Source organism: Pseudoalteromonas sp. SG43-5 (assembly GCF_014164345.1).
GTDB classification, from domain to species: domain Bacteria; phylum Pseudomonadota; class Gammaproteobacteria; order Enterobacterales; family Alteromonadaceae; genus Pseudoalteromonas; species Pseudoalteromonas distincta.
Genome location: NZ_JACJFA010000007.1, coordinates 154,773 through 181,077, shown reverse-complemented (window position 1 = coordinate 181,077; position 26,305 = coordinate 154,773). Strand labels below are relative to the sequence as shown.

The window sequence follows — 26,305 nt, the reverse complement described above, 5'->3', positions numbered from 1 at the left end:
CTTTTGTGCTCCACTCTTTAGTGCTGCGTACATCAACAAGCTTAAAGCATACAATTTATTTTCATCTCTTTGGAAAAAGTATCAGGCATAAAAAATCCCCGCATAGGCGAGGATTTTATCATCTAAAATTAAAAGTTACATTCTATGTAAAATAGAATTACTGACCTTTAACTTCTTTAAGACCGTTGTACGGTGCTTTATCACCTAATTGCTCTTCAATACGTAGCAATTGGTTGTACTTTGCAACACGGTCAGAACGGCTCAGTGAACCTGTTTTGATTTGACCTGCCGCAGTACCCACTGCTAAATCAGCAATTGTTGAATCTTCAGTTTCACCAGAACGGTGAGAAATAACAACAGTAAAACCAGCATCTTTAGCCATTTTGATTGCAGCTAAAGTTTCAGTTAAAGAACCGATTTGGTTAAACTTAATTAAGATTGAGTTAGCAATACCGTTGTCGATACCACGTTTTAAAATCTTCGTGTTAGTTACAAATAAATCATCACCTACTAATTGGATTTTATCACCCATTAGTTTAGTTTGGTGTGCAAAGCCATCCCAATCAGACTCATCAAGACCATCTTCAATAGAAACGATTGGGTACTGATTAGTAAGATCTTGTAAGAAGAAGTTAAATTCTTCAGAAGTGAATTTTTTACCTTCACCTTTAAGATCGTAGATGTTTGCTTCTTTGTCGTAAAACTCAGATGCAGCACAATCCATCGCTAAAGTAATATCTTTACCTAGCTCGTAACCTGCGTTTGCAACAGCTACTTTGATTGCAGCAAGAGCCGCTTCGTTAGATGCAAGGTTAGGTGCAAAACCACCTTCATCGCCAACCGCTGTTGAATGACCATCAGCTTTAAGCACTTTAGCAAGGCTGTGGAATACTTCAGCGCCCATACGTAGGCCTTCGCGGAAGTTTTTAGCGCCAACAGGTTGGATCATGAATTCTTGAATATCTACAGAGTTATCTGCGTGCTCACCACCATTGATGATGTTCATCATTGGAAGTGGCATAGAGTAAACACCTGGTGTGCCATTTAAGTCAGCAATATGTTCATAAAGCTCAACTTTTTTAGACTGTGCAGCTGCTTTCGCAGTTGCTAGTGATACAGCTAAGATTGCGTTTGCACCTAATTTTTCTTTATTTTCAGTACCATCTAAATCTAGCATCACTTTATCAACAGCGTTTTGATCTAATGCATTTTGACCAGCTAAAGCATCAGCAATTTCTTTATTAATATAACCAACTGCTTTTAATACGCCTTTACCTAAGTAACGTGATTTATCACCGTCGCGTAACTCTAATGCTTCACGAGTACCAGTAGAAGCGCCTGAAGGTGCTGCTGCACGACCCCAAGAACCATCTGCTAAATGTACGTCTGCTTCAACAGTTGGGTTACCACGCGAGTCCATAATTTCGCGACCGATTACTTTTACGATTTCTGACATCTTGATTCCTCTATATTCCCAAAATGGTGAGTTCAGCTAACTTTACTACGTTTTATATAGCTTAGTCAGCCCTTAAAACAAAAAAGCCGTGCAATATGCACGGCTTTTAAAATTACGAATTCGCTTTTTGGTGGATGTGTGCAGCTGCTACAAACCCTTCAAATAACGGATGACCATCACGTGGCGTTGACGTGAATTCCGGATGGAACTGCGCGGCAATAAACCATGGGTGATCTTTATTTTCGATAATTTCTACCAGTTTTTTATCTTCTGATAAACCAGTAAAGCTTAAGCCTGCTTTTTCAAGTATTTCTACGAAGTTATTATTTACTTCGTAGCGATGACGATGACGTTCAACAATTTCGTCGCTGCCATATACTCCATGTACTTTAGAACCAGGCGTTAAATGACATTTTTGTGCGCCTAAACGCATAGTGCCACCTAAATCAGATTTTTCGCTACGTGTTTCAACATTACCTTCAGCATCTAGCCATTCAGTAATTAAGCCAACTACAGGCGCTTCTGAATTTGCATTAAATTCTGTAGAGTTTGCATCCGTTAAACCTGCAACATTACGTGCATATTCAATTAATGCTACTTGCATTCCTAAACAAATACCTAAGTATGGTACTTTATTTTCACGTGCATATTTAGCTGCTAAAATTTTACCTTCAACACCACGTCCGCCAAATCCACCCGGTACTAAAATAGCATCTAAGTGTGAAAGTAATTCAACACCTTTGCTTTCTAAGTCTTGTGAATCTACGTATTCAATGTTGATTGTTAGGCGATTTTTAAGACCCGCATGCTTTAATGCTTCGTTAACCGATTTGTACGCATCTGGTAATTCAATATATTTACCAACCATACCAATGGTCACTTCACCCGTTGGGTTAGACTCTTGATAAAGTACTTGTTCCCACTCAGCTAAATCAGCTTCTGGTGGATCTAAGTGAAAACGACGACATACAAAGTTATCTAATTCTTGTGTTTTTAATAACGCAGGAATTTTATAAATGCTGTCTACATCTGGTAGTGAAATAACCGCTTTTTCTTCTACGTTTGTGAATAATGAGATTTTTGCACGCTCATTATTAGGTAGTTTACGGTCTGAACGACAAATAAGAATATCTGGCTGAATACCTACTGAGCGTAACTCTTTAACAGAGTGCTGAGTTGGTTTTGTTTTAACTTCACCGGCAGGGCCTAAAAATGGCACTAGCGTTAAGTGAATAAATAGCGCGCGTTCGCGGCCAATTTCAGTTCCCATCTGACGAATTGCTTCAATAAACGGTTGTGATTCAATATCACCTACAGTGCCGCCAATTTCTACAATAGCAATATCATAACCTTCAGCACCGTCGTATACACGTTGCTTAATATCGTTAGTGATATGTGGAATAACCTGAATAGTAGCACCTAGGTATTCACCACGGCGCTCACGACGTAATACGTCTTCATATACACGGCCTTGTGTGAAGTTATTACGACTAGTCATTTTGGTACGGATAAAACGCTCGTAGTGACCTAAATCAAGGTCAGTTTCTGCGCCGTCTTCTGTAACGTAAACTTCACCGTGTTGAATTGGGCTCATTGTGCCTGGGTCAACGTTGATGTAAGGATCCAGCTTTAAAATGGTAACATTTAAACCACGGGCTTCTAAAATAGCGGCCAGTGAAGCTGCGGCAATACCTTTACCCAACGAAGAAACAACTCCGCCAGTAACGAAGATAAATTTTGTACTCATGCGAACCCTAGAATATCAGGAATTAAAAGGAATATAACACCCAAAGAAGAGCCTAAGGGTATATCATCAAGACGGGGCGAAATTGTACCAAAACACTGCTTATCAATCCAGCTAAAATTAGCTAATACGCGCACAAAAAATGTGCACTATTTAACATTAAGCCTATTTTACTTTTTTAATCGCATCCCACGCACTATCCATCTCTTCAAAGGTTGCTGTATCTAAGCTTTTACCTTGCGCATGCAAATAAGCGTTTACCTTTTCAAAACGCGCTGAAAACTTATCATTAGCGCTACGAAGCAGTTGTTCGGGATCTCGTTTAACATGGCGTACAACATTAACAGTGGCAAAAAGTAAGTCGCCGAGCTCTTCCGCTGTATGATCAGATAGCGGGTCTTGCTCAATCGCTTCTTTTACTTCAAGCACTTCTTCACTCACTTTATCTAGTGCACCATGATACGTTGGCCAATCAAAGCCAAGGGAAGCCACGCGTTGTTGAATTTTTTTGGCTTTACTTAAGCTTGGCATATTGCCAGGGATATCTTGCCAAAAAGAAGGGGATTCGGTTTGCGCTCTAGCACTTCGCTCCTGTGCTTTGATTGCTTGCCACTGCTGCGATAATTGATCGTCTGTTAGCTCTTTTTTTCCACCAAACACATGCGGGTGACGACGGGTAAGCTTATCGTTTAATTGCTCTACTAGATCATTAAAATCAAATAGATTTTGCTCTTGTGCAAGTTGCGCATAAAAAACTATTTGAAATAGCAAATCACCCAATTCACCTTTAAGCTCATCTAAGTTGCCTGATTCAATACAGTCGGCAACTTCGTACGCTTCTTCTAGCGTATGCGGCACAATAGATTTAAAATCTTGCTTGAGATCCCACGGACAACCGCCCTTGGGATCTCGCAGTGTTTTCATTATGCTAAGAAGTTGTGTAAGCGCTGTATTATCATTCATGATTAATGACCACGCTTGGCATCATGTACACCTTCAATTTGGTGTAATTTAGAAAGAACACGGTTAGTACCCGATAAGTCATGTACTTCTATTTGCATTGTAAATATAGCTAACTGATTATCTTCAACCGTATTTACGTTCATGTTTAAAACATTTACTTTTTCGTTAGCAAGTACTGAGCTTATATCGCGTATCAACCCTGAACGATCGGTGGCTTCTATTTTAATACTTAGTGCGTACGAGCCGTTAATATCATCTGACCAACTTACCGAAATAACACGCTCAGGATGCTGGTTTTTTAAGTTATTAAACGAATCACAGTCTTCCTTATGAACACCTATTCCTCGACCTTGGGTTATATAACCTATTATTTCATCGCCAGGTACTGGGCGACAGCACTTGGCTACATGGCTCATTAGGCTGCCAACACCATCAACCACAATGCCGTTTTTATCACCAGTTACTTTACTTGGTGCTTTAATGCGAATAACCGGCTCATCTTCTGTCCGATCACTTACAAAGTTAAGCATTTGATTGAGGCGAACATCGCCCGCACCAATCGCAACCATTAAGTCATCCAGCTCTTTAAAGTTAAAACGCTTAATGGCTGGCTCTAAATCTTTATATGTTAAATTGAGCTTTTGTAATTCACTGTCGAGAATTTCTTTCCCCGCACTTAAGTTTTTGTCGCGGTCGAGCTGTTTAAACCAGTGGTGGATTTTAGCTCTAGCACGGGATGATTTAATGTATCCTAATGACGGGTTTAACCAATCACGACTTGGATTTGGTTGTTTTTGGGTCAGTATTTCTACCTGATCTCCTGTTGTAAGTTGATGCGTAAACGGCACTATTTTGCCGAATATTTTTGCACCAATACAACGATGCCCCACATTTGAGTGGATGTAGTAAGCAAAATCAAGCGGTGTAGCACCAAGTGGTAAATCGATAATATCGCCGCTTGGGGTAAATATGTATACGCGATCTTCTACTACTTGGTTTTTAAGCTCTTCTGCTAAATCGCCACCATCAACCACTTCTTCTTGCCATTGGAGTAGCTTACGCAACCAGCTGATTTTTTGCTCATAACCCGAGCCGCGCCCTGGTAATGCACCTTCTTTGTACATCCAGTGTGCAGCCACTCCTAACTCAGCATCTTGATGCATGTCGCTGGTACGAATTTGTATCTCTACCGTTTTACCTTCAGGTCCAAATACCACGGTATGAATTGACTGATAGCCGTTTTGCTTTGGGGTTGCTACATAGTCGTCAAACTCTTTATTAAGATGACGCCAATTGGTGTGCACAATGCCCAGCGCACCGTAGCAGTCTTGCAGGCGTTCAACGACGATACGCATTGCCCGAATATCAAAAAGCTGATCAAACTCGTAGTTTTTTTGCTGCATTTTTTTATAAATGCTGTAAATGTGCTTAGGACGACCATAAACTTGGGCTTCTATGCCCGCTTCACTTAAACGGGTTTTTACTTGCTCAACCATATCTTCCATGTAGGCTTCGCGTGTAAGGCGTTTGTCGTCAAGTTGTTTGGCTATGCTTTTATAGGTGCCTGGGTGCAAATATCTAAACGATAAATCTTCCAGTTCCCATTTTAATTGCCCTATTCCTAATCTGTTTGCCAATGGTGCAAAAATATCAGCCGTTTCTTTAGCGGCAATGACGCGGTCTTCTTCATCCGCATTTTTTACATTGCGTAAATGACATACCTGCTCGGCAAGCTTAATGACCACGGCGCGCACATCTTCAACCATGGTTAATAACATTTTTCGAATATTATCAACTTGCATAGTGCCTTTACCTTGATGCGATAAAGTACTAATAGTGGCCATTTGTGCAACCCCAGTTAGCAGCATGGCAATGTTATTCCCAAGCTGCTCTTCGATGGTTTCAAGCGATATTAAGTCGTTTAAAAAATACGGGGTTAAATACGCAGTAGCTAACGATTCGGGGTCGAGATTTAGCTCAGCTAAAATTTCAACCATTTCGATTGCAGTAGTTTGCCTGCTTTCACTATCACATTTTACGCAGAGCGCTTGGGCTTTAGTAAGTAGCTCTGTTTTTTCTTCAGACAAGGCAAGAAATGAAAGCCGAGTGCTAAAATCTGTTGTCTCATCTTGTTGATGTGATTGTCGTGTAGCTACCATAATGCGTTCTACCTCCGTTGAAATAACGCCATAGTTTCAATATGCCCTGTATGAGGAAACATATTCATTAGCCCAATTTTATTAAGATCAAAGCCAGCTTGTGAAATAATTGCGCTGTCACGGGCTAAAGTAACAGGGTCACAAGAGACATATAAAATAGTTTTAAACTGCTTTAAAGGTAATTCCTCTAATACAGCCATAGCACCAGTCCTCGAAGGATCGAGTACAAGCACATCTAAGTTTTTGCTAAACCATGGGGCGCTCTGTATGCTTTGGGTTAAATCAAAGCAATGAAACTGCGCATTGGTAATAGAGTTAGTTTGCGCATTTTGAGCAGCCATTGCAACCGCTGAAGTCACACCTTCTACACCAATTACAGATTTTGCTTGTTTTGCTAACACTAATGAGAAATTACCAATCCCACAAAATAAATCCAATAAATTTTCATCACCTTTTAAATCAAGCCAATTTGCAGCTTGCTTTAACATAGCTTCGTTAACTTGCGCATTTACCTGAATAAAATTACCTAAACCAAATTCAAATTTTAGATCAAATTCTTTAAGATAATAAAATGGCATGGCTAAGTGTGAATGTTCTATTGCATCGCTCTCGCTTTGCCATACAATTTTAAACTGCTGGCTTTTTGTTATGTGCTCAACCAAAGCCTTTGTATCATCATTAATTGCTTTAGTGTGACGAATAACAACAAAGTTTTGTTTATCACTTTGGCATAACTGTAAATGGCTTATACTGTGCAGTGCTTTGTGTTGATTAATTAAATCATCAAAAAGTGTAAAAACATCTGTAAATACTTCATCAAGTACTGCACATTTATTAATACTCACAATATTTTTTGAGCCACTTGCTCTGTAACCCACGCGCATTTTTTTAGCTGCTTTATCAAACATAACAGCTATACGAGCGCTGCGTCTGTAATGCACAGGTTTACTTAATAATGGGGCTTGCCAGTTTAAGCTGTTTAATTTAGCAAACTTACTAAATAACTGAGTAACTGCAGTTTGTTTTTCTACAACTTGTTGGCTTACTTCTAAATGCTGTAATTGGCAACCACCACACTGATTATAGTGCTCACAAAAAGCATCTACTCTTGATTCACTCGCTTGAATAACTTTAGTTACTTTTGCACTACTGTATTTAGCTTTATCTTCGACGAGTGTTGCTTTGACTGTTTCGTTTGGTAATGCACCGCTTACAAAACATACTTTATTGTTATGTTTAGCAATGCCACGCCCTTGATGATCCATTCCCGTTATAGTCAATTCTAGTGTTTGTTGCTTTAACGGTTTTTTTTTCGCTTTAAAAATTTGCGCCATTAGGCATTACCTTAACTTTATTTATGAAGCACCTATATTTAGATGCTTTAGAATGCGTGTTGAACCGTATATACTCAAGTCATACTAATAACGATAAAACGCTCTCATTATGACCAAATTAGGCTTACGCGATTCTGTTTTAACACTGACCCTGATCCCAACGGTGATCATAGGATTACTACTTGGTGGCTATTTTACAATAAATCGTTACATTGAGCTTGATGAAATTTTATATCAGCAAGGCACTACTATTTCTGAGCCCCTTGCTATTGCGCTTGAGCAACCCATGCTCGAAAAAAACAAACAGCTATTGAATCGCCTTATAAGCTACACACATAACAAGCACTCCCCTACAATTAAGTCGATTGCAATTTTTGATAAAAATAATGCGCTATTAATGACCAGTAATTATCACCGCTCATTTGAAAAGTTAATTAGTCAAAAAACGCTCATAAATTTAAAAACCACCCATGTGCAAAAGTCAGATGAGCTTGTTACATTTTTCACACCCATTATTAACCATACAAGTCACGATTCTAAATGGGACCCGTCGGCTTTTCAGTCATCTCTGGGCACCGTTATTATACAGCTAAATAAAGACCAAGCTGTTATAGGGCAACAACGAGCTTTATTAATTAGCGGTATTGTAATTATTTTATCATTGGTGTTTGCAGCTATTTTAGCTTTAAAGTTAAGCCGCATGTTTATGACGCCGCTTAATAAGTTAGTACTTGCAACCGACAAGTTAGTTGAAGGTAAAAGAAGTACTGGCCTTAACGACAACATGATTGGTGAGTTTGAGTTACTTCGAGAAGGCTTAAACACCATTGCTCACACTATGGTGATGCAAAAAGATGAAATGCAAAAAAATATTGATCAAGCAACAAGCGACTACCGCGAAACACTAGAGCAATACGAAACGTCAAATATAGAGCTCTCGTTTGCAAAAAAAGAAGCGCAAGATGCTAACCGTGTAAAATCAGACTTTTTAGCTAAAATGAGTCACGAGCTTCGTACTCCGTTAAACGGTGTTATTGGATTTACACGCCAGCTTTATAAAACACCGCTGAATAAACATCAAAAAGATTACCTCGACACTATTATGCTCTCAGCAAATAGTTTAATGACTATTATTAGCGACATTTTAGACTTCTCCAAACTAGAAGCGGGGGCAATGGAGCTTGAGTCGATTCAGTTTCAACTTCGTGATGCTGTAAATGAAGTAATGACACTACTCGCTCCTAGCGCACACGATAAGCAATTAGAGCTATCCATTTACATTAACCAACAAGTACCGGATGACTTAACAGGCGATCCCACTCGCTTTAAACAAGTCTTAATAAACCTGTTAAGTAATGCGATTAAATTTACCGAAAAAGGCTCTATTAAGGTCGACATAAGCCATCGGTTACTCGACGACGAACGCACTTCTTTACTTGTGTCAGTAACAGATACTGGCGTGGGTATACCAATGGATAAGCAAGACTCTTTATTCACTCCATTTGGGCAAGCAGACTCAAGCATTACACGTAAGTTTGGTGGTACAGGCCTTGGTCTTATTATTACCAAGCATATTGTTGAAGCAATGAGTGGTCGTATAACGTTAAATTCTGCGCCTGGTAACGGTACCTGCTTTACATTCAATAGTGTGTTTAGTTTGCCAAATCACGTATTTACAAATGACTTACCGACTAAATCGCTCATTGGTAAGCGTATCTTATATTTAGAGCCACATGAGCATACGCACCATGCCGTACTTTCGTTATTAACCCAGTGGGAATCAAACGTTACGGCATGCTTTAACGAAACTAGCTTTTTAGACGCTATAAAAAATACTGAACATAAATATGACGTTTGCTTAATTGGCCATATGGCATCAGTTGATGATATGCAGCAACTAAAAAGCTATGTAAAAGCCGTGCGTGAATCTACTGATTACTTATATTTAATGCTTAATACTGTATCGCACAATATGCGAGAAGCCTTTATAGGCAGCGGAGCTGATGCATGTTTAAGTAAGCCACTTAATCACCGTAAGTTATGTGAAGTACTTGCAGCACCTTACAGACTTGACCACCCGACTCATAATATTGAACAAAACGATCAAGCTCTACTGCCGTTAAAAGTATTGGTTGTTGATGATAACGATGCTAATTTAAAACTTCTCCATACTTTGCTAAGTGAACAGATTGAAGTAATAGAAACGGCTCATAATGGTTCACAGGCATACAGTTTAAGTAAAAGTCATAAATACGACATAATTTTTATGGATATACAAATGCCAATTATGGACGGTATAACCGCATGTAAGCTTATACAAGAATCATCACTTAATGAAGATACACCCATTATCGCTGTAACGGCACACGCCCTTCAAAGCGAAAAAGAGCAACTACTAAAAGATGGCTTTAAAGGCTATTTAACTAAGCCTATTGATGAAGATATGCTTAAACAAATTATTAGCGACCATAGTCCACAGACTCCTGTTAATCGTGACAAAGCTAAGACAGATACACCACAAAGTCCTGCACCATTTCAAAGTAGTAGAATTGATTGGGCACAAGCCCTGCAGCGTGCTGGCGGAAAGAGCGAGTTAGCGCTAGAGATGCTTAACATGCTACTTTTAAGTGTCCCTGAGACCCTTACATTACTTGCTAAAGCAATAGAGAGTAACGATTGCCAGCAAGTGTTAAGTATTGTCCATAAGTTTCATGGTGCATGTTGTTACACTGGTGTACCTAAACTTAAATCACTCGCAGAAACAATCGAAACATCGCTTAAAAATAAATGCTTGTTAGAGAATATTGAACCTGAATTATTTGAGTTACAAGATGAGCTTGAAAACTTACTTGCAGATGCAAGTGTGACCGAACTGCAAAGATAAGCTTTGAATTTTAGATACAAAAAAACGCGGTATTTACCGCGTTTTTTTATTAAGCTTTTTAAATACTTATGTTTGCTTATCTTACATTCTTGCTTCAATCATTAATCGTTTCATGTCGCGTACGGCTTTATCGAGCCCATCTATAGCTGCACGAGCAATAATAGCGTGACCAATATTTAGCTCATAAATCTCAGGCATTGCAGCGATTGGTTTCACGTTATGATAATGAAGACCATGGCCAGCGTTAACAATCAAACCTAAGCTTGCTGCGTATTTAACACCTTCACGAATGTGCTCTAACTCTTTGTGTAAATCAGTATCATTTGTGGCATCAGCGTACGCGCCTGTGTGTATTTCTACATAAGGAGCACCACATTCTTTGGCTGCATCTAACTGTGCTTTATCTGCATCAATAAATAGCGATACTTTAATACCCGCTTCGGTAAGCGTTTTTGTTGCTGCTTTAATTTTATCTATATTACCGGCTACGTCTAAGCCACCTTCGGTTGTTAATTCTTCGCGCTTTTCAGGTACTAAACACACGTACTCAGGTTTTACTTCAAGCGCGATTTTTATCATTTCATCGGTAACAGCGGTTTCAAGATTCATACGAGTTTGAATGGTTTTAGCCATTACATAAACGTCGCGATCTTGAATATGGCGTCTGTCTTCACGTAAGTGAATCGTAATACCGTCTGCGCCTGCATGCTCTGCTACACTGGCTGCATGAGCGGGATCTGGATAGCTTGTTCCACGCGCTTGGCGAAGTGTTGCAATATGATCTACGTTTACACCCAAAAGAATATCTTTCATTTTCTTACCTGTAAAATTACGTTTATTGAGAGGCCATAAATAGCTCGCGGCTTTTTAATGGTTTACTACCTAATAAGGGTTTTAATAAATAGCGACTTAATTGCTTTGCCATATATAGCACATCATTTTGGCTAAAGTCATGATTTGCTATGGCGTTGAGTTGTTTGCCACTAAATCCAGAACGTGTATCTTCTTGTACTAAAAAACCAAGTTCGGGGAAATAACTATACGTCTGCTTTTCATCTATTGGTTCACCACTGGCGTCAAAACTAAAATCCACGCCATAACCGAGTAATTCCAATAGTTGAAACTCGTATGAGCGAAGCACTTCTTGTAAATTGGCCCCGCTGTTTAGGTTTGATAGATGAGTTTTATATAGCTCAAATACTTGTTCAATTGGCTCGTTAACAGGAACGATACGATTAGTAAGCTCATTTAAATAAAAACCACAATAAAGCTCATCACCCTTTAAAAAGTGCGAGTTCCCATGCAGTTCAAACTTATTGATATATTTTAAATCGTACTTGCCACTGTAATTAACAAGCAGTGCCTGAAACGGCTGAAGTTGTGCTTTATGTTTAGTGGCCTGGCGACCACTGATTCGGGCCAGCATTCTTAACTGACCAACGCCTTCTACAAGCATATCTAACATTACTTGGGAGTCACTATAAGGACGCCGATGTAATAAATACGCGGTGTAGAAGTCGCTATCCATTCACTAAGCTACTGCTTGGTTTAGTCTTCACTGTAACCTAAGCTTCTTAGTGCACGTTCATCGTCAGCCCAACCCGACTTAACTTTAACCCAAAGCTCTAAAAACACTTTGTTATCAAGCATTTCTTCTATGTCTTTACGGGCTTCACGGCCAATGGTTTTTAGCTTTTCGCCTTTATTACCAATAACCATGCGTTTTTGTGTTTCGCGCTCAACAAGAATTAACCCGTTGATATGCCAAATACCGTTGTCTTGCCATTTAAACTGCTCAATTTCAACAGTTACAGAATACGGCAATTCTTCGCCCATAAAACGCATTAGTTTTTCACGAATTACTTCAGCTGCCATAAAGCGCATTGAACGGTCAGTTACATAATCTTCCGGAAAGTAAAATTCGCAAGGAGGTAAGCGTTTAGTTACTTCTGCTTTGATTAAATCAACATTTTTACCTTGCGTTGCCGATACTGGCATAATTCCAACAAAATCAAACTTGTCACTTAACCACTTCATATGAGGCAACACAAGGTCACGGTCTTTAACTTGGTCTATTTTATTAATAACCAATAATACCGGCTTACCACTTTGCGATACTTTATTAAGTACCATGTCGTCATCGGCATTCCAATGAGTGCCCTCAACTACAAAAATAATAAGCTCAACATCGCCGATGGAACTAGACGCGGCACGGTTCATTAAACGGTTAATCGCACGTTTTTCTTCAACGTGTAGACCTGGTGTATCTATGTATACCGCTTGGTGTTTACCTTCGGTATGAATACCCATAATACGATGACGCGTGGTTTGTGGTTTACGTGAGGTAATACTCACTTTTTGCTCAATAATTTCATTAAGCAAAGTCGACTTACCTACGTTTGGGCGCCCTACAATAGCAACCATTCCACAAAACGTATCTACATCACCTTCATGAGGCTGTATTAGGGTATCAAGGTTCATTTTTAAGTATCTTCAATGCTTTTTCAGCAGCTTTTTGTTCGGCTTTACGGCGCGAGCTACCTACAGAAATTATGCTATCCATTCCATCAACAATACATTCAACCGTGAATGTTTGATTGTGTGCTTGGCCTTTGGTATCAACCACAGTGTAACCCGGTAAAGATAATTTACGGGCTTGCAAATACTCTTGCAGCAGGGTCTTCGGATCTTTTTGGTTAAGCCCTGGTGAAATAGCATCTAATCGTGATTCGTACCATGACAATATAAGATCGCCACAGCTATCAATACCTGAATCTAAAAATGCAGCGCCAATAATAGCTTCTACTGCATCAGCAAGCGTTGACTCGCGACGAAAACCGCCACTTTTAAGCTCGCCCGGCCCTAAGCGTAAATAATCGCCTAGGCCAAATTCAAGACCAAACTCGGCAAGTGTTTGACCACGCACAAGCGTTGAGCGCATGCGGCTTAAATCGCCTTCACGCGCTTTAGGAAATTTGGCATAAAGTGCATTGGCAATCACAAAGCTTAAAATAGAGTCGCCTAAAAATTCTAGTCGCTCATTATGCTGGCCTTTGTGGCTGCGGTGCGTCATTGCTTGCTCAAGTAAACCTTGATCGGCAAATTCATAGCCAATTTTTTTATATAATTCTGTTACATTTTTTTTCATCGTTACTGAATATTACCTAGGCGCTCAAAGCGAACACCAGTTGGAACCCATCCTGGTAAAATATCATCAGGGCCATTCTCAAATTCAAAACTCATCCATATAAAGACAGCTTTACCCACCAAGTTTTCTTTTGGTACAAAGCCCCAAAAGCGACCATCTTGGCTGTTGTCGCGGTTATCACCCATCATAAAATAATGATCAGCAGGAACAGTCCATTCATCAGAAGGCGTGCCCGGTTGCTGGTAGTAACGCCCTTTTCTCTCAGGCGCTTGTGGGTTGATTAATATATCATGCGTAACTGTTGTTAAATTTTCATTTACACGAGCTAGAGGCATTGGGCCTTGTTTAAATTCGTTATCATTAATTAGTTTAAAATCAATTTTATTGAATTCATTACATAAAAGCTCACCCTGCTGGGTTTCGCCTTCTTTACAATTTGGCTGAATATATAAACGTTTATCGCGATAAACAATTTTATCGCCAGGTAAACCAATTGTACGTTTAATATAGTCAACATTTTCATCTAAAGGGTATTTAAAAACAACAATATCACCACGCTCAGGCTGCCCAATATCAACTAATTGAGTACGCCAAACAGGGTCTTTTATTCCATATGAATACTTTTGTACTAAAATAAAATCACCTACTAATAATGTAGGCATCATTGAACCGGATGGAATTTGAAACGGTTCAAAGATAAATGATCTAAAAATAGTAATTGCTGCAATCATCGGGAAAATCGACTTTGCTGTTTCTGTTAGTACTGGTTCTGGTGCAATTAATGCCGCCGTTTCTTCATCTAACGGAGCTCCAGCAGACGTTTGCGCTATCGCTAAGCGCTCCTGTCTTTTAGGTGCATACATTAAGTGATCTATTAACCATATTAAGCCTGAGCCTAAAGTTAATAACACCAATAAAACTGAAAAATAACCAGCCATTTATAATCCTTTGTTTTTATTTGCCAACTTTTAAAATAGCTAAAAACGCTTCTTGAGGCACTTCAACATTACCTACTTGCTTCATACGTTTTTTACCATCTTTTTGCTTTTTAAGTAGCTTTTTCTTACGGCTCACATCACCACCGTAACACTTAGCAATTACGTTTTTACGTAATTGTTTTACCGTGGTACGGGCAATAACATGTTGTCCGATAGCAGCTTGAATCGCTATATCAAACATTTGACGTGGGATAAGCTCTTTTAACGCATCAGCTAACTGGCGACCACGAGACTGTGCACCATCTCTGTGAACAATTATCGCAAGTGCGTCAACGCGCTCACCATTGATTAAAATATCAACACGCACCATATCTGATGTTTGAAAGTGTTTAAAGTTATAATCAAGCGACGCAAAACCACGGCTAGTTGATTTTAATTTATCAAAGAAATCCATCACCACTTCAGCCATAGGTAGCTCGTACGTTACAGCTACTTGCTTTCCGTGATAAGTCATTTTTGTTTGGCTACCACGTTTTTCAATACACAAAGTAATAACGTTACCTAGGTATTCTTGTGGTACCAAAATATTAGCTTCAACAATCGGCTCTCGAATCTCTACAATATCGTTTACTGCAGGCAAATCAGATGGATTATCAATCTGAAATGTACCTTCTTTAGTAACTATCTCATAGATTACCGTAGGTGCTGTTGTAATTAAATCAATATCGTATTCACGCTCTAAACGCTCTTGAATGATTTCCATGTGTAGCATACCTAAAAAGCCACAGCGGAAACCAAAGCCAAGTGCAGTTGAATTCTCTGGTTCAAAGAATAACGACGCATCGTTTAAGCTTAATTTATTAAGTGCATCACGGAACGATTCATACTCATCTGATGCAATTGGGAACATACCCGCATAAACCTGAGGCTTAATTTTTTGAAAGCCAGGTAAGCGAAGTGGAGCTGCATTTTTTTGATGAGTAATAGTGTCACCTACTGGCGCACCATGTATCTCTTTAATACCAGCAATAACAAACCCTACTTCACCTGTTCTTAAAATACCGGTGTTGGTTTGCTTAGGAGTGAACACACCTACTTGGTCAGCAGTATGTATATGCTCGTTCGACATTATTTTAATTTTGTCGCCAGTGCGTAATTCACCGTGCTTAATACGCACTAGTGATACAACGCCTTGGTATGGGTCAAACCAAGAATCGATAATAAGTGCTTGTAAAGGTGCATCTTTGTCGCCTACTGGCGGCGGTACATCTTTAACGATCATTTCAAGAACTTCGGCAATACCTACACCTGTTTTAGCGCTACACTGCACTGCATCAAGGGCATCAATACCAATAATCTCTTCAATTTCTTCTGCAACACGTAAAGGATCCGCTTGCGGTAAATCGATTTTATTAAGTACTGGAATTACTTCTAATTCCATTTCAATAGCGGTGTAACAGTTAGCTAGTGTTTGTGCTTCAACGCCTTGGCCTGCATCAACAACAAGCAACGCGCCTTCACAAGCAGCTAAAGATCGTGAAACTTCATACGTAAAATCAACGTGTCCTGGAGTATCAATGAAATTAAGTTGGTAGGTTTCGCCGTCGTTCGCTTTGTAATTCAACGTTACACTTTGCGCTTTAATGGTAATACCACGTTCGCGCTCAATATCCATTGAATCCAAAACTTGTTTTTGCATTTCACGGTCGGTTAAACCGCCACAAACTTGGATCAAACGATCTGAAAGGGTCGATTTACCATGGTCAATATGGGCGATGATCGAAAAATTACGGATATGCTTCATAAACTGGATTCTATACTTCTATTTTAATGGACTAAATATGAATACCTAAGTGACTTGAAAATACTTGCTTTAGGATGCCATAAGCTAAATTTGTATATAACAAACTGTACTTACGCTTTTTAAGATGGGTTACAACCATTTTATGTATTGAATAACAATAAGTTATATTTACTTAACTTAAATAATTCAGCCAGATAAAATAATTTAAAAAACCACGATTCCCTGTATTTCCAAGTTACTTTGGTATAAAACGGCAATTTTACATTTAATTGGCGTCAATCACCATCTATTTGAGTTAAAGGGATACTAATTGGGTGAATTTTTATAACTTTTATATCGTGCTTTAGAGATTTCACGCGAGTTTTAGCTATAAAAAAGCCAGTAACGCCACCTAGAGCAGCAGCTAAAATCTGCCAGCCTTCGGAAGCTATAAACAATTGCGCCGCAACAAATGCAAAAACAAGACTCAAAAGGAGCGGTAGCATGTAAACCGCAAAAGCATGCTTAACGACATGACTATCATCTAGTGACAAAGTGACCTTTTGCCCTATTTCTACAGAGGATTCAAATTTATAAGGAAAGGTTTTTTTTGCAGTGCCAAATAATTTACTAAACACTTGTGAGCCGCAACGACCATTGCAGCCTTCGCAAGCTTGTTTTTGCTGTGCTTCTAAATGAGCAATGTGGCCATCGAGGGCCACAACAGTGAGGGTTTGTTCAATCATAACAATCCTTACGGAATCGTCTATAGTGCGCGGGTAACTGACTCTGCAATCGCTTTTGCGGTCATACTCGGTACATTACCAACAACCGAAACATCAAAATTACCGCCATTATGCACATATACTGTCGTTGCACCAGAAGTGAGTGCTCCACTTAAACGCTTACCTGGTAATGGGCGCTGAATAAATACAGAAACCTCAACAAAACCATCAGAGAACAAGTAATAATCAGTTAACTCGTTATTTAAATCGAGCTTATGTCTGTCTGATTTTAGCAACTCAAAGCCATCTGGTAACCAGCTAATTTTCCAATTAGTGGCAGTACTATCTTCATTTATAAGTGCATTGTTTGGCAAAGGCGTTGGAAAGTTTCGATTGAGCACTTCAACTAGCATACCGGCTGGCTGCTCTGTCACACTAATATGTGTAAGCTGTAACTGCTCTAAGGCTTCACCTTCATGGTTAACGTACGCGGCTTTTAGCAACAACGACGATTCCATATCCAGCCAAATCCAATAATTATATTTATACTCGTCTTTAGATTCAATGCGAACAAGTTGCGCTGCGCGCCCTGCAATACGCCCTTTGCCGCCTAGTACAAAATCATAGTGCGCACTTAAGCGATCTATATCTTTAAATAGTACTTCAGGGATTGGACCTGCTATTGAATCTGTTTTTAGAGAATATGGTTCAGACTGAGGTTCAAAATAAGTAACTTGATTATCGATACGGACCATTTCAAGCCCAGCACCGTTAAGTAAACTTAAATGCTCAAGTTCGGTGTCACCTTGTAAAGCATGCACCCATCGGTAGGGTTCCATTGTTTTACCTTTGACAACCACAAACGAGGCGTCAAAATTACGGGTGTGAACGGCATTAGCCATTTTGAGTAATAAATCTTTGGCAGGATTTGTGTCGTTGGCAAATGCATTAAAGCTTACTACCAACGACAGAACAAAAGTGATTACTTTCATTTAATTAGTTTTTTTCCTCAGACGCTTTGGTATTAGTTTGCGCTGTTTCTAAAGAATTCGCAACTCGTGCTTGGCGTTGATGCTCAAGAACTAACGCACCAATACGCTGTTGCTGTAGTTCACGTAAACCTTGCTCAGCATTTTCAAGCGCAGGCTCAGACGAATAACTTACTGGCGAGGCCATACCTGCTAGCGGTGTGGTTTGCAGTAATGGAATTTCACTTTGCTGCTCATTGTTACTTTGAGGAAGCGTATTAACGCCCACAATAGTAAACATCGCTACACTTGCTGCAATAGCTAATTGGGCAACTGGTTTGCGCCAATTAAAAGCGACTACTTTATTATCTTGTACTGTTTCAGTGATTGCTTGAGGCTGTGTTTTTGACTGACTAAAGTCAGCATAAACAGGCTCGCTTTCTAGTGCTAATGCAACGCGATCGCTAATATCAATATGTATGTCGTTATTATTTTTTTGAGCACGCATCGCATCACCAATTAACGCATAACGGCCAAACGTAGTTACATCTTGCTCTGCAATTTTTGCATCAGTTAGATGTTGCTCGCCATCAAGTAATGCCGATAACGCTTCGTTATCTAACTTGTTAAGGTGTGCTTTTGTCATACTAAGACTCGCCTATTAATGGGTTTAATTTGTTATCTATTGCTTCACGGGCACGAAATATACGCGAACGCACAGTCCCGACTGGGCAATCCATTACCACTGCTATTTCTTCATAGCTCATCCCTTCTATTTCTCTAAGGGTGATTGCGGTTTTAAGATCTTCAGGCAAACTATCAATCGTATTAAAAATAACAGCGCGTACTTCTTCGCTTAAAAGTAGGTTTTCAGGAGATGCATTCGATCGCATTGAATCTGCACAATCATAAAACTCGGCATCTTCAGCGTCTATATCATTTGCTGGCGGCTTACGCCCCTGGGCTACTAAGTAATTTTTAGCACAATTAACGGCAATACGGTATAACCACGTGTAAAAGGCGCTGTCACCTCTAAAGTTAGGAAGTGCACGGTAAGCTTTAATAAAAGCTTCTTGTGCTACATCAGCAATATCGCCTTGGTTAGATACATAACGTGAGATCAAACCTGCAATTTTGTTTTGATACTTCTTTACTAATAGGTTGAAGGCGTTTTTATCTCCTTGCTGGACCCTTTTTACTAGCACTAAATCTAATTCCTGCTCGCTCATTCGAGCCGGTACTCCTATGTCTGATTTTTGCTTGTTATTCATATTGTCGTCATTGTTCACAAATACTCTGACCTCTTTATGAATAAAAAGTTCTGCTTAATATTATTTTTTTATAAAATAGATGATAATAACGGCGCTAAGCCTTTAAAATCACTACGTAGTAGTATGACAAATATGATACAACTACAGATATTAAAAACAAATATTGCTCTATATGAGCATTGTAACCGCAAAGTACCTCTGACATGAACCAAAATAAACATCACATTGCAGATGTCGCTATTATAGGTAGCGGCGCAGCAGGCTTATCACTTGCATTATCTCTAGCTAATTATTGTAACGTTACCGTGATCAGTAAAGGAGCGCTTACCGAAGGTTCTACTTTGTATGCCCAAGGCGGTATAGCTGCTGTATTTGATAAACAAAACGACAGCATAGAATCTCATGTTGAAGATACACTCGATGCAGGCGGCGGTTTATGCGATAGAGACGCTGTTCATTATACCGCCAGCAATGCCCACGATTGCCTACAGTGGTTAATCGACCAAGGCGTACCCTTTGATATGGAGTTTGATAGCAAAGGAAAAGAGCGTTTTCACTTAACACGTGAAGGTGGTCACAGCCATCGTCGTATATTGCATGCAGCCGATGCAACAGGCAAAGCGGTGCAAACAACACTTATCAGCCAAGTTAAAATTCATAAAAATATAACGCTTTTAGAGCAATACAACGCCATTGATTTAATCACAGATAAAAGCGCCGGAAAAACAGGCTCACACATTGAAGGCATGTATGTGTGGAACAAAAAAGCTAAAAAGGTAGAAACCATCTCAGCTAAATTTGTTGCTCTTGCAACCGGTGGTGCAAGTAAAGTGTATTTATATACATCCAATCCAGACGTATCAAGTGGTGATGGTATTGCAATGGCTTGGCGTGCAGGTTGTAAAGTTGCCAACATGGAATTTAATCAATTTCATCCAACAAGTCTTTATCATCCAGAGCTACAAAACTTTTTAATTACCGAAGCCATGCGCGGTGAAGGGGCTTATTTAAAACGCCCAGATGGCACTCGTTTTATGAAAGACTTTGACAGCCGTGAAGAGCTTGCTCCACGCGATATAGTGGCACGCGCAATCGATTTTGAAATGAAGCGCTTAGGCGCCAATTGTGTTTATTTAGATATTAGCCACAAAGATAAAGACTTTATTATTGAGCACTTTCCTACTATTTACGCAAAATGCTTAAGTGTAGGCCTCGATATAACGAAAGAAGCAATCCCAGTTGTGCCTGCTGCGCATTACACCTGTGGTGGTGTAATGACTGACTTTAACGGCAAAACAGATCTCGATAACTTATATGCTGTAGGTGAAGTTGCTTACACAGGCTTACATGGTGCAAACCGTATGGCAAGTAATTCACTATTAGAGTGCATTGTATTTGCCCACGCTGCAGCTAAAGATATTTTAAGTAAAATTGAACATGCACCAGAGCCGATAGCGCTTCCTCATTGGGATGAGAGCCGTGTTAGTAACTCAGATGAAGAAATTGTTATTACCCATAACTGGCATGAACTACGTTTATTTATGTGGGATTATGTAGGTATTGTACGCTCTACTAAACGCTTAGAACGAGCACTGCATAGAGTTGAGTTGCTACAGCAAGAAATACACGATTACTATGCAAACTTTAGAGTAAGTAACAACTTACTTGAGCTTCGTAATTTAGTGCAAGTATCAGAGCTAATTATTAGAAGTGCTATGGAGCGAAAAGAAAGCAGAGGCTTGCATTACACTATTGATTACCCTGAACAAAGTGAAAACCCAACGCCGACTATTTTGACTCCAAAACGCAATTAATTGCGCCGACAGTGGCACGTTTTAGACGCGCATAACTTTGCTCATTAACGCCATTGGCTGAAATTATAAGCCAATGGTTGTTACTAAAACCTTTAATATGAAGCCATATATTATTACCATAAAATCGGCTTTTGTTACTTATTTCACCCTGAATTTTTAAGCTCTCGCCCTCAAATCTAAATAACTTTGGTTCTAATATTATAATTCCCTCATTTGGGTGAATTGCTAATACTTTGCGCCACATTATCAAGCCAGCTAGTGCATTTAGTATTAAACAAAAAAGCATGGCTAATAGTGAATCTAAAAATAAACATAATATAAAACTGAGCATACAAAAAAAGACCACAATTGGTTTGTGGTCAGCTTTATTATTTGTAACCGTAAACCTATACACGAACTCGGTCTAAGATCAGCGAAACCATACCGTTTAACTGCTCGTCTTTACATTCTTCATGACCCATAAACCATGCAAATAAGTCAGGGTCTTCTTCTGTTAGCAAACGCTGAAAGATAGCCTGTTGCTCTGCGCTCAAAGAGTCGTATGCTTCTTCTACAAACGGCATAAACAAAACATCTAGCTCTAACATGCCACGACGACAAGCCCAACGAATACGTGCTTTACTATGAATTTCAACCATTTTAAACCTCATACTTAATTGACTCGAGTTTAACAAACACAAGCCTATTTAGCAGCTATTAATCTCTCATTAAATAATAAACCCACACCAATAAGCGCTTGTCTGTACCATACGTAACAACTGCGTTATTATGTCACTTCATTTATATTGCAAAGAAGGTTTTTATGTCGAGCGTTTATGCATGTCCGTTATCTCATCAACTTATTAGCCTCTGCGGTGCTGATAAATTATCTTATTTGCACGGACAAATCACTCAAGATCTAAATAAATTAACCAGCAGTAATTATTTGTGGGCTGGCCATTGCAGCGCCAAAGGTAAACTTTGGGGTGTATTTAAATTATTTTCTTACCAAGATAGCTACTACCTTGCGGGTAGCCAAGCTGAAGTTGAAAAATCATTAGCTGAACTTAAAAAATACGCTGTATTTGCAAAAGTTGATATTACTGAATGCTCAAAGCGTTTAATTGGTTTAATTGGTGATGATTTATCTGATGTACTGGCACAACTTGATATTAGCTTTGAAGGCGATGCAAGCGCGTGTGATTTTACGAATGGTAAAGCGCTAAAATTAGCTGATAACCGTGTTTTAATAATGGTTGATAACCAATTTAGCATGCCTGATAACGTATCCACACTTGATAACGAAGCCCCTTGGCAACAAGCAGCGATGCTTGCCGGTGAGCCTCAGCTAAGTGCAGATGCAATTGGCGAGTACGTTCCTCAAATGGTAAACCTACATGCTATTGGCGGTATAAGTTTCAAAAAAGGGTGTTATACCGGTCAAGAAACCGTAGCCCGTATGAAGTACCTTGGTAAAAATAAACGTGCAATGTATATCGTTTCGGGGCAAAGCGAAGGGATTCTTTCAGAGCCTGATTTAGAAACCCAATTAGGCGAAAATTGGCGCCGTGCAGGTAAACTTATTGCACAAAGCTTTGATGAGCAAACAAATAAATTAACAGGCCTCGTTGTGTTGCCAAACGATACTGATGTAACTCAGGTACTTCGTGCAAAACACACACCTCAGGTGGAGCTAAGCATTCTGCCTCTACCCTACTCTCTTGAAGATGAATAAATAGGAATGACTATGATCGTTGCGGCAAACAAAGTGGTAAAAATGCATTATTCAGTAATGGATAATGATGGCAATAGCATTGATAACTCGTTCGGTGGTGAGCCACTACACTTTATCATTGGCACAGGCTATTTAATTTCAGGCCTAGAAAATGCTTTGCTGGGCAAGCAACCAGGCGACACGCTTAGCGTAAAGGTTGAACCTGAAGAAGGTTACGGCGAGCGCCACGAAAACCTAATGCAAGCAGTACCTAAATCAATGTTTGAAGGTATGGAAATTGAAGTTGGCATGCAATTTCGTGCATCAACAGATGATGGTGACCAATCAGTAATGATCATCGATATCCAAGATGAAGAAGTGATTGTAGATGGTAATAACCCACTTGCAGGTATAACACTTAACTTTGATGTAGAAATACTAGAAGTACGTGATGCGACAGAAGATGAATTAACTCACGGCCACGTACATGGCGAAGGTGGGTGTGGTCACGACCACTAATGTACTGCTAAACAAATAAAAAAGCGCCTTAGGCGCTTTTTTTATATCATATTGTTACGCTTAACCGTTTCAGCTTTTGGCTTACTAGGCAGCGCGATAGATACGTTTTTTTCTTTTAAAGCAGCTAGTAAACCTTTTTGATCGTTTGTACCAACTCTATACAAGGTGCCATCTTTGAGCGTTAACTGTATTGCACTAAAGCCAGATACTGTATATACCCAACCATCATGAGTAATTCGCATACCAATACCGTGCCTGTAAGAGTTTTGAACTGCTTTTGCTTCTGCTACTTCGCTAAGCTCAATACTTTGCCCAGCAACGCCTGGACCAAACGCCCAGCTAATATTTTTATCATCTACTTTTACTGTTAGGCCATGGAACAAAAAGCCCACCAGCACTAAAATCCCAGTAAATATTATTAAAGGTCCATCAGCGCCTAACAAGTTCCACGCAAGCGCCACAAAACCGCCAATCCACGCTAATACAAAAAAGATAAACACCGCATACTGTTTATGCTGATACATAATATTCTCTAATTTAAATAAATACTTAAAAGCTGTATACCAATGTAGCACTCAGCTCTGAGTCAAACTTGAGTTTATCATCTTCGGGTTTTGAATTATAACGATACATGTAGGTAAATTTGAGTGATACCGCGCCAATCACTTGGCTTATCAGTGCGGTTTCCGATTTTAAGCGAGAATTAAGACCTGAAAGCGACTGCTCTATACTCACATCTTGATTAAAACGAGTACGCTTAGAGACCAAACGTTCCCACTGCATTGCAACACGTACTAAATAACCGGTTTTATCAATTTCATCTTCGCTCACATCCGAATCTTCATCGGCGACTGAACGGTATAAACCAGGTCCTATATCAATATCTACTTTGTTTTTAGAGCCTTGATATACACGCGCACCATAGCCTGTCGCCACCGTGCTTTTAAAATCAAGTCCACTAAACTCGTCTTCTTCGTAATCACCGTAAATAAAAAATGAGGAGTTTTTAACACCTACTTTATAGTTACCTTGCGCTGATACAAAAATACGATTAGCTGTAACATCAGTGCCACCGCTTTCATCGTTTTCATCACGCTTATAAAGAGAGTCTATTTTAAATTGGTTACGCCACTTTTCAAAATCTTGGTATAAATTACCTTTGAGCTTAAAACTGGTCGAATTGGTGTTACCTTTACTTAGAATAAAACCAAATTCAGTATCACCGTAAAGCATATCACCTTTGTGTAACTCATGAATTTCTTCATCAGAGAGCTTGCCATATTCATGAAAATCTTCAAATGGATCAACAGCCCAACTTGGGCAGCTAATTATTAAAAAAATTAAAAATAAATACTTACGCACAACACTCTCTCTGCACACAATTATAAAAATAAGCGGTATTGCTTATTCATTCTCTTTCCATAAAATATGACAAAATGGAGCATCTTTATCACGACTAATCAAAATTTTAGCAAACAAAACATCATCATTTTCAAATTCTAAACCAACTAGCACCTGAATAAAGTGCTCTGGCTCAATCTCAAGGGCAACAAAATCTTGCCACTGATCGTCTGGCTCGTCTTCTTCGATAAAGCCTAGGTCTTCTCTAAACTCATTAAAGTCTTCAACATCTTTATCACTCAAGTTATTTGGCGCTAGCTCTAAAAAAATATCATAAGCTTGGTGAGTAGCTTCTTCTACCGTATATAAACGTGGACCCGACATATGTGCTTAACCTTAAGCTTTTAAATTGCGCTATATTATCAAATCTCATCATCATTTTGATAAAAAAAAGCGTAAAACACTGACTTTTTTGTAACTGAGTCATGCTTTATTCAGCATACAGCTCAAACAATAAATAACAATTTAACTAACCCATTGAATATCAAGATTACTTTTTTAATTTAAGCTTAAAATAACAACGTAAAAAATTTTATTATCTCAAGTTCTAATTGTTTAGCTTTTTCTCATCTAAATCTAACCCTTTAAGACTACAGCTTTAGCAATAAATTCCATTTATTTAAAAAATACCGTCACTTTACTTAATTCTTATAACAACATAAGCTCAACTAACAGGTCAGAGGAGTGTGTAATGATAAAACTAGAAAAACAAAATGGCATTGCAACCGTCACGCTTAGCAGAGCAAAAAAACAAAACGCATTAAGCTTTGAAATGTTTGTAGAGCTAAACAAAGCCATTAAAAACATAAAAAGAGATCGCAGTATTCGTGCTGTAGTAATAAAAGGCGATGGCGAGCATTTTTGTGCAGGGCTTGATATATCAGCCGTAATGGCGGCACCATTGAATATTATAAAATTATTGCTTAAATGGTTACCTGGCAATCAAAATTTAGCGCAAAAAGTAGTATTAGGCTGGCAGTCACTGAGCGTGCCTGTTATTGCACAAATTGATGGCAACTGTTTAGGGGGAGGATTACAAATAGCGCTGGGTGCTGATTACAGGATTGTTCATATTGATGCCAAGCTTGCCATTATGGAAGCGCGTTGGGGCTTGTGCCCCGATATGGGCGCAAATGTAATGATGAGCGGTTTAGTTAAGCGTGACCAAGCACTTTGGCTTGCAAGCCACGCAAACCCAATCACAGCACAACAAGCAAATGAGCTAGGTTTAGTTACTCAGCTTACCGATGATACTCAACAAGCCACGCAAAACATGCTCAATACATTACTTGAGCGCTCACCCGATACGCTTGCTGCTATTAAACGTGTTACACAACTTAGCTATAAACCAAACCAACGAAAAATACTCGCTAAAGAAACTTTCAGCCAAATTCGCTTACTGCTAAACCCAAACACTAAAAAAGCAATTGCTAAAGCAAAAGGAAAAGCGGATATAACCTACGCAAATACAAAGCATTGGTAGACTATTGCACAATGCATAAAAG

The 26,305-nt window shown here is 39.2% G+C and carries 25 protein-coding genes; 5 read left to right on the top strand and 20 right to left on the bottom strand.

Annotation, left to right across the window (positions count from 1 at the left end):
• Nucleotides 1–157: 157 nt before the first annotated feature.
• The 5 genes from eno to rlmD all read right to left on the bottom strand — a co-directional run bounded on the left by eno (nt 158) and on the right by rlmD (nt 7,656).
• A complete protein-coding gene (gene eno, locus H5161_RS10040) occupies nt 158–1,456 on the bottom strand; it encodes a phosphopyruvate hydratase (protein ID WP_002958706.1) in 1,299 nt (432 codons plus the stop codon).
• A 112-nt stretch (nt 1,457–1,568) separates the two neighbouring features.
• Nucleotides 1,569–3,203, bottom strand: a complete 1,635-nt coding sequence (locus H5161_RS10035; protein ID WP_033020682.1) for a CTP synthase — start codon at nt 3,201–3,203, stop codon at nt 1,569–1,571.
• Nucleotides 3,204–3,365: 162 nt separating this feature from the next.
• A complete protein-coding gene (gene mazG, locus H5161_RS10030; protein ID WP_024594978.1) occupies nt 3,366–4,163 on the bottom strand; it encodes a nucleoside triphosphate pyrophosphohydrolase in 798 nt (265 codons plus the stop codon).
• Between the two features lie 2 nt (nt 4,164–4,165).
• A complete protein-coding gene (gene relA / locus H5161_RS10025; RefSeq protein ID WP_182769189.1) occupies nt 4,166–6,322 on the bottom strand; it encodes a GTP diphosphokinase in 2,157 nt (718 codons plus the stop codon).
• Nucleotides 6,323–6,330: 8 nt separating this feature from the next.
• Nucleotides 6,331–7,656: a 23S rRNA (uracil(1939)-C(5))-methyltransferase RlmD gene (gene rlmD, locus H5161_RS10020; protein ID WP_182747728.1), complete on the bottom strand. Its 1,326-nt coding sequence runs from the start codon at nt 7,654–7,656 to the stop codon at nt 6,331–6,333.
• Between the two features lie 109 nt (nt 7,657–7,765).
• Here rlmD and barA point away from each other — a divergent pair, with 109 nt between their 5' ends.
• Nucleotides 7,766–10,540: a two-component sensor histidine kinase BarA gene (gene barA / locus H5161_RS10015; RefSeq protein WP_024594975.1), complete on the top strand. Its 2,775-nt coding sequence runs from the start codon at nt 7,766–7,768 to the stop codon at nt 10,538–10,540.
• Between the two features lie 81 nt (nt 10,541–10,621).
• Here the strand turns inward: barA and pdxJ are convergent, their stop codons facing one another.
• From pdxJ to rpoE, 10 genes are all read right to left on the bottom strand, one after another.
• Nucleotides 10,622–11,353 (bottom strand): pyridoxine 5'-phosphate synthase, encoded by a 732-nt coding sequence (gene pdxJ / locus H5161_RS10010; RefSeq protein ID WP_002958712.1) that lies wholly within the window; start codon nt 11,351–11,353, stop codon nt 10,622–10,624.
• A gap of 22 nt (nt 11,354–11,375) precedes the next feature.
• Nucleotides 11,376–12,068: a DNA repair protein RecO gene (gene recO, locus H5161_RS10005; RefSeq protein WP_002958713.1), complete on the bottom strand. Its 693-nt coding sequence runs from the start codon at nt 12,066–12,068 to the stop codon at nt 11,376–11,378.
• Nucleotides 12,069–12,088: 20 nt separating this feature from the next.
• Entirely contained in the window at nt 12,089–13,021 is a 933-nt protein-coding gene (gene era, locus H5161_RS10000; RefSeq protein ID WP_002958714.1) for a GTPase Era, read from the bottom strand.
• Nucleotides 13,011–13,688 (bottom strand): ribonuclease III, encoded by a 678-nt coding sequence (gene rnc, locus H5161_RS09995; RefSeq protein ID WP_002958715.1) that lies wholly within the window; start codon nt 13,686–13,688, stop codon nt 13,011–13,013. Before rnc ends, era begins: the two co-directional genes overlap by 11 nt.
• A 2-nt stretch (nt 13,689–13,690) precedes the next feature.
• Nucleotides 13,691–14,626 (bottom strand): signal peptidase I, encoded by a 936-nt coding sequence (gene lepB, locus H5161_RS09990; protein ID WP_002958716.1) that lies wholly within the window; start codon nt 14,624–14,626, stop codon nt 13,691–13,693.
• A gap of 16 nt (nt 14,627–14,642) precedes the next feature.
• Complete coding sequence (lepA, locus tag H5161_RS09985; protein ID WP_002958717.1) at nt 14,643–16,430, bottom strand: translation elongation factor 4; 1,788 nt, start codon at nt 16,428–16,430, stop codon at nt 14,643–14,645.
• 275 nt (nt 16,431–16,705) lie between these two features.
• Nucleotides 16,706–17,155, bottom strand: coding sequence for a SoxR reducing system RseC family protein (locus H5161_RS09980; protein ID WP_024594973.1), 450 nt, complete (start codon nt 17,153–17,155; stop codon nt 16,706–16,708).
• Nucleotides 17,156–17,175: 20 nt separating this feature from the next.
• The gene (locus tag H5161_RS09975; RefSeq protein WP_024594972.1) at nt 17,176–18,126 is read right to left on the bottom strand and encodes a MucB/RseB C-terminal domain-containing protein; all 951 of its coding nucleotides are present in this window, start codon (nt 18,124–18,126) and stop codon (nt 17,176–17,178) included.
• Between the two features lie 4 nt (nt 18,127–18,130).
• The gene (locus tag H5161_RS09970; protein ID WP_182769188.1) at nt 18,131–18,748 is read right to left on the bottom strand and encodes a sigma-E factor negative regulatory protein; all 618 of its coding nucleotides are present in this window, start codon (nt 18,746–18,748) and stop codon (nt 18,131–18,133) included.
• Nucleotide 18,749: 1 nt separating this feature from the next.
• Nucleotides 18,750–19,331, bottom strand: a complete 582-nt coding sequence (gene rpoE, locus H5161_RS09965; protein ID WP_002958721.1) for an RNA polymerase sigma factor RpoE — start codon at nt 19,329–19,331, stop codon at nt 18,750–18,752.
• A gap of 245 nt (nt 19,332–19,576) precedes the next feature.
• On the opposite strand from rpoE, the gene nadB reads away from it, so the two are divergent.
• Nucleotides 19,577–21,187: an L-aspartate oxidase gene (nadB, locus tag H5161_RS09960; RefSeq protein ID WP_154903488.1), complete on the top strand. Its 1,611-nt coding sequence runs from the start codon at nt 19,577–19,579 to the stop codon at nt 21,185–21,187.
• On the opposite strand, the gene H5161_RS20120 is transcribed toward nadB, so the two are convergent.
• Nucleotides 21,162–21,518, bottom strand: a complete 357-nt coding sequence (locus tag H5161_RS20120) for a hypothetical protein (protein ID WP_024597157.1) — start codon at nt 21,516–21,518, stop codon at nt 21,162–21,164. The two genes, nadB and H5161_RS20120, sit on opposite strands and share 26 nt — an antisense overlap.
• A 55-nt stretch (nt 21,519–21,573) precedes the next feature.
• Entirely contained in the window at nt 21,574–21,825 is a 252-nt protein-coding gene (locus H5161_RS09955; protein WP_002958724.1) for a succinate dehydrogenase assembly factor 2, read from the bottom strand.
• A gap of 164 nt (nt 21,826–21,989) precedes the next feature.
• On the opposite strand from H5161_RS09955, the gene H5161_RS09950 reads away from it, so the two are divergent.
• Together H5161_RS09950 and H5161_RS09945 are read left to right on the top strand one after the other, a co-directional pair.
• On the top strand, nt 21,990–22,901 hold the full coding sequence (locus H5161_RS09950) for a folate-binding protein YgfZ (protein WP_002958725.1): 912 nt from the start codon (nt 21,990–21,992) through the stop codon (nt 22,899–22,901).
• Nucleotides 22,902–22,913: 12 nt separating this feature from the next.
• The gene (locus tag H5161_RS09945; RefSeq protein ID WP_002958726.1) at nt 22,914–23,399 is read left to right on the top strand and encodes a peptidylprolyl isomerase; all 486 of its coding nucleotides are present in this window, start codon (nt 22,914–22,916) and stop codon (nt 23,397–23,399) included.
• 41 nt (nt 23,400–23,440) lie between these two features.
• Here the strand turns inward: H5161_RS09945 and H5161_RS09940 are convergent, their stop codons facing one another.
• From H5161_RS09940 to H5161_RS09930, 3 genes are read right to left on the bottom strand one after another with little or no spacing between them, the layout of a single operon-like run.
• Nucleotides 23,441–23,923: a hypothetical protein gene (locus H5161_RS09940; protein ID WP_002958727.1), complete on the bottom strand. Its 483-nt coding sequence runs from the start codon at nt 23,921–23,923 to the stop codon at nt 23,441–23,443.
• A 25-nt stretch (nt 23,924–23,948) separates the two neighbouring features.
• Nucleotides 23,949–24,761, bottom strand: a complete 813-nt coding sequence (locus H5161_RS09935; RefSeq protein WP_024597159.1) for a DUF481 domain-containing protein — start codon at nt 24,759–24,761, stop codon at nt 23,949–23,951.
• Nucleotides 24,762–24,803: 42 nt separating this feature from the next.
• Nucleotides 24,804–25,124, bottom strand: a complete 321-nt coding sequence (locus tag H5161_RS09930; RefSeq protein WP_182769187.1) for an HI1450 family dsDNA-mimic protein — start codon at nt 25,122–25,124, stop codon at nt 24,804–24,806.
• A gap of 367 nt (nt 25,125–25,491) precedes the next feature.
• Between H5161_RS09930 and H5161_RS09925 the strand changes: the two genes are divergently transcribed.
• Nucleotides 25,492–26,283 carry a crotonase/enoyl-CoA hydratase family protein gene (locus tag H5161_RS09925; RefSeq protein ID WP_024603617.1) on the top strand — a complete coding sequence of 264 codons (792 nt, stop codon included), beginning with the start codon at nt 25,492–25,494 and terminating at the stop codon, nt 26,281–26,283.
• The last annotated feature ends 22 nt before the right edge of the window (nt 26,284–26,305 follow it).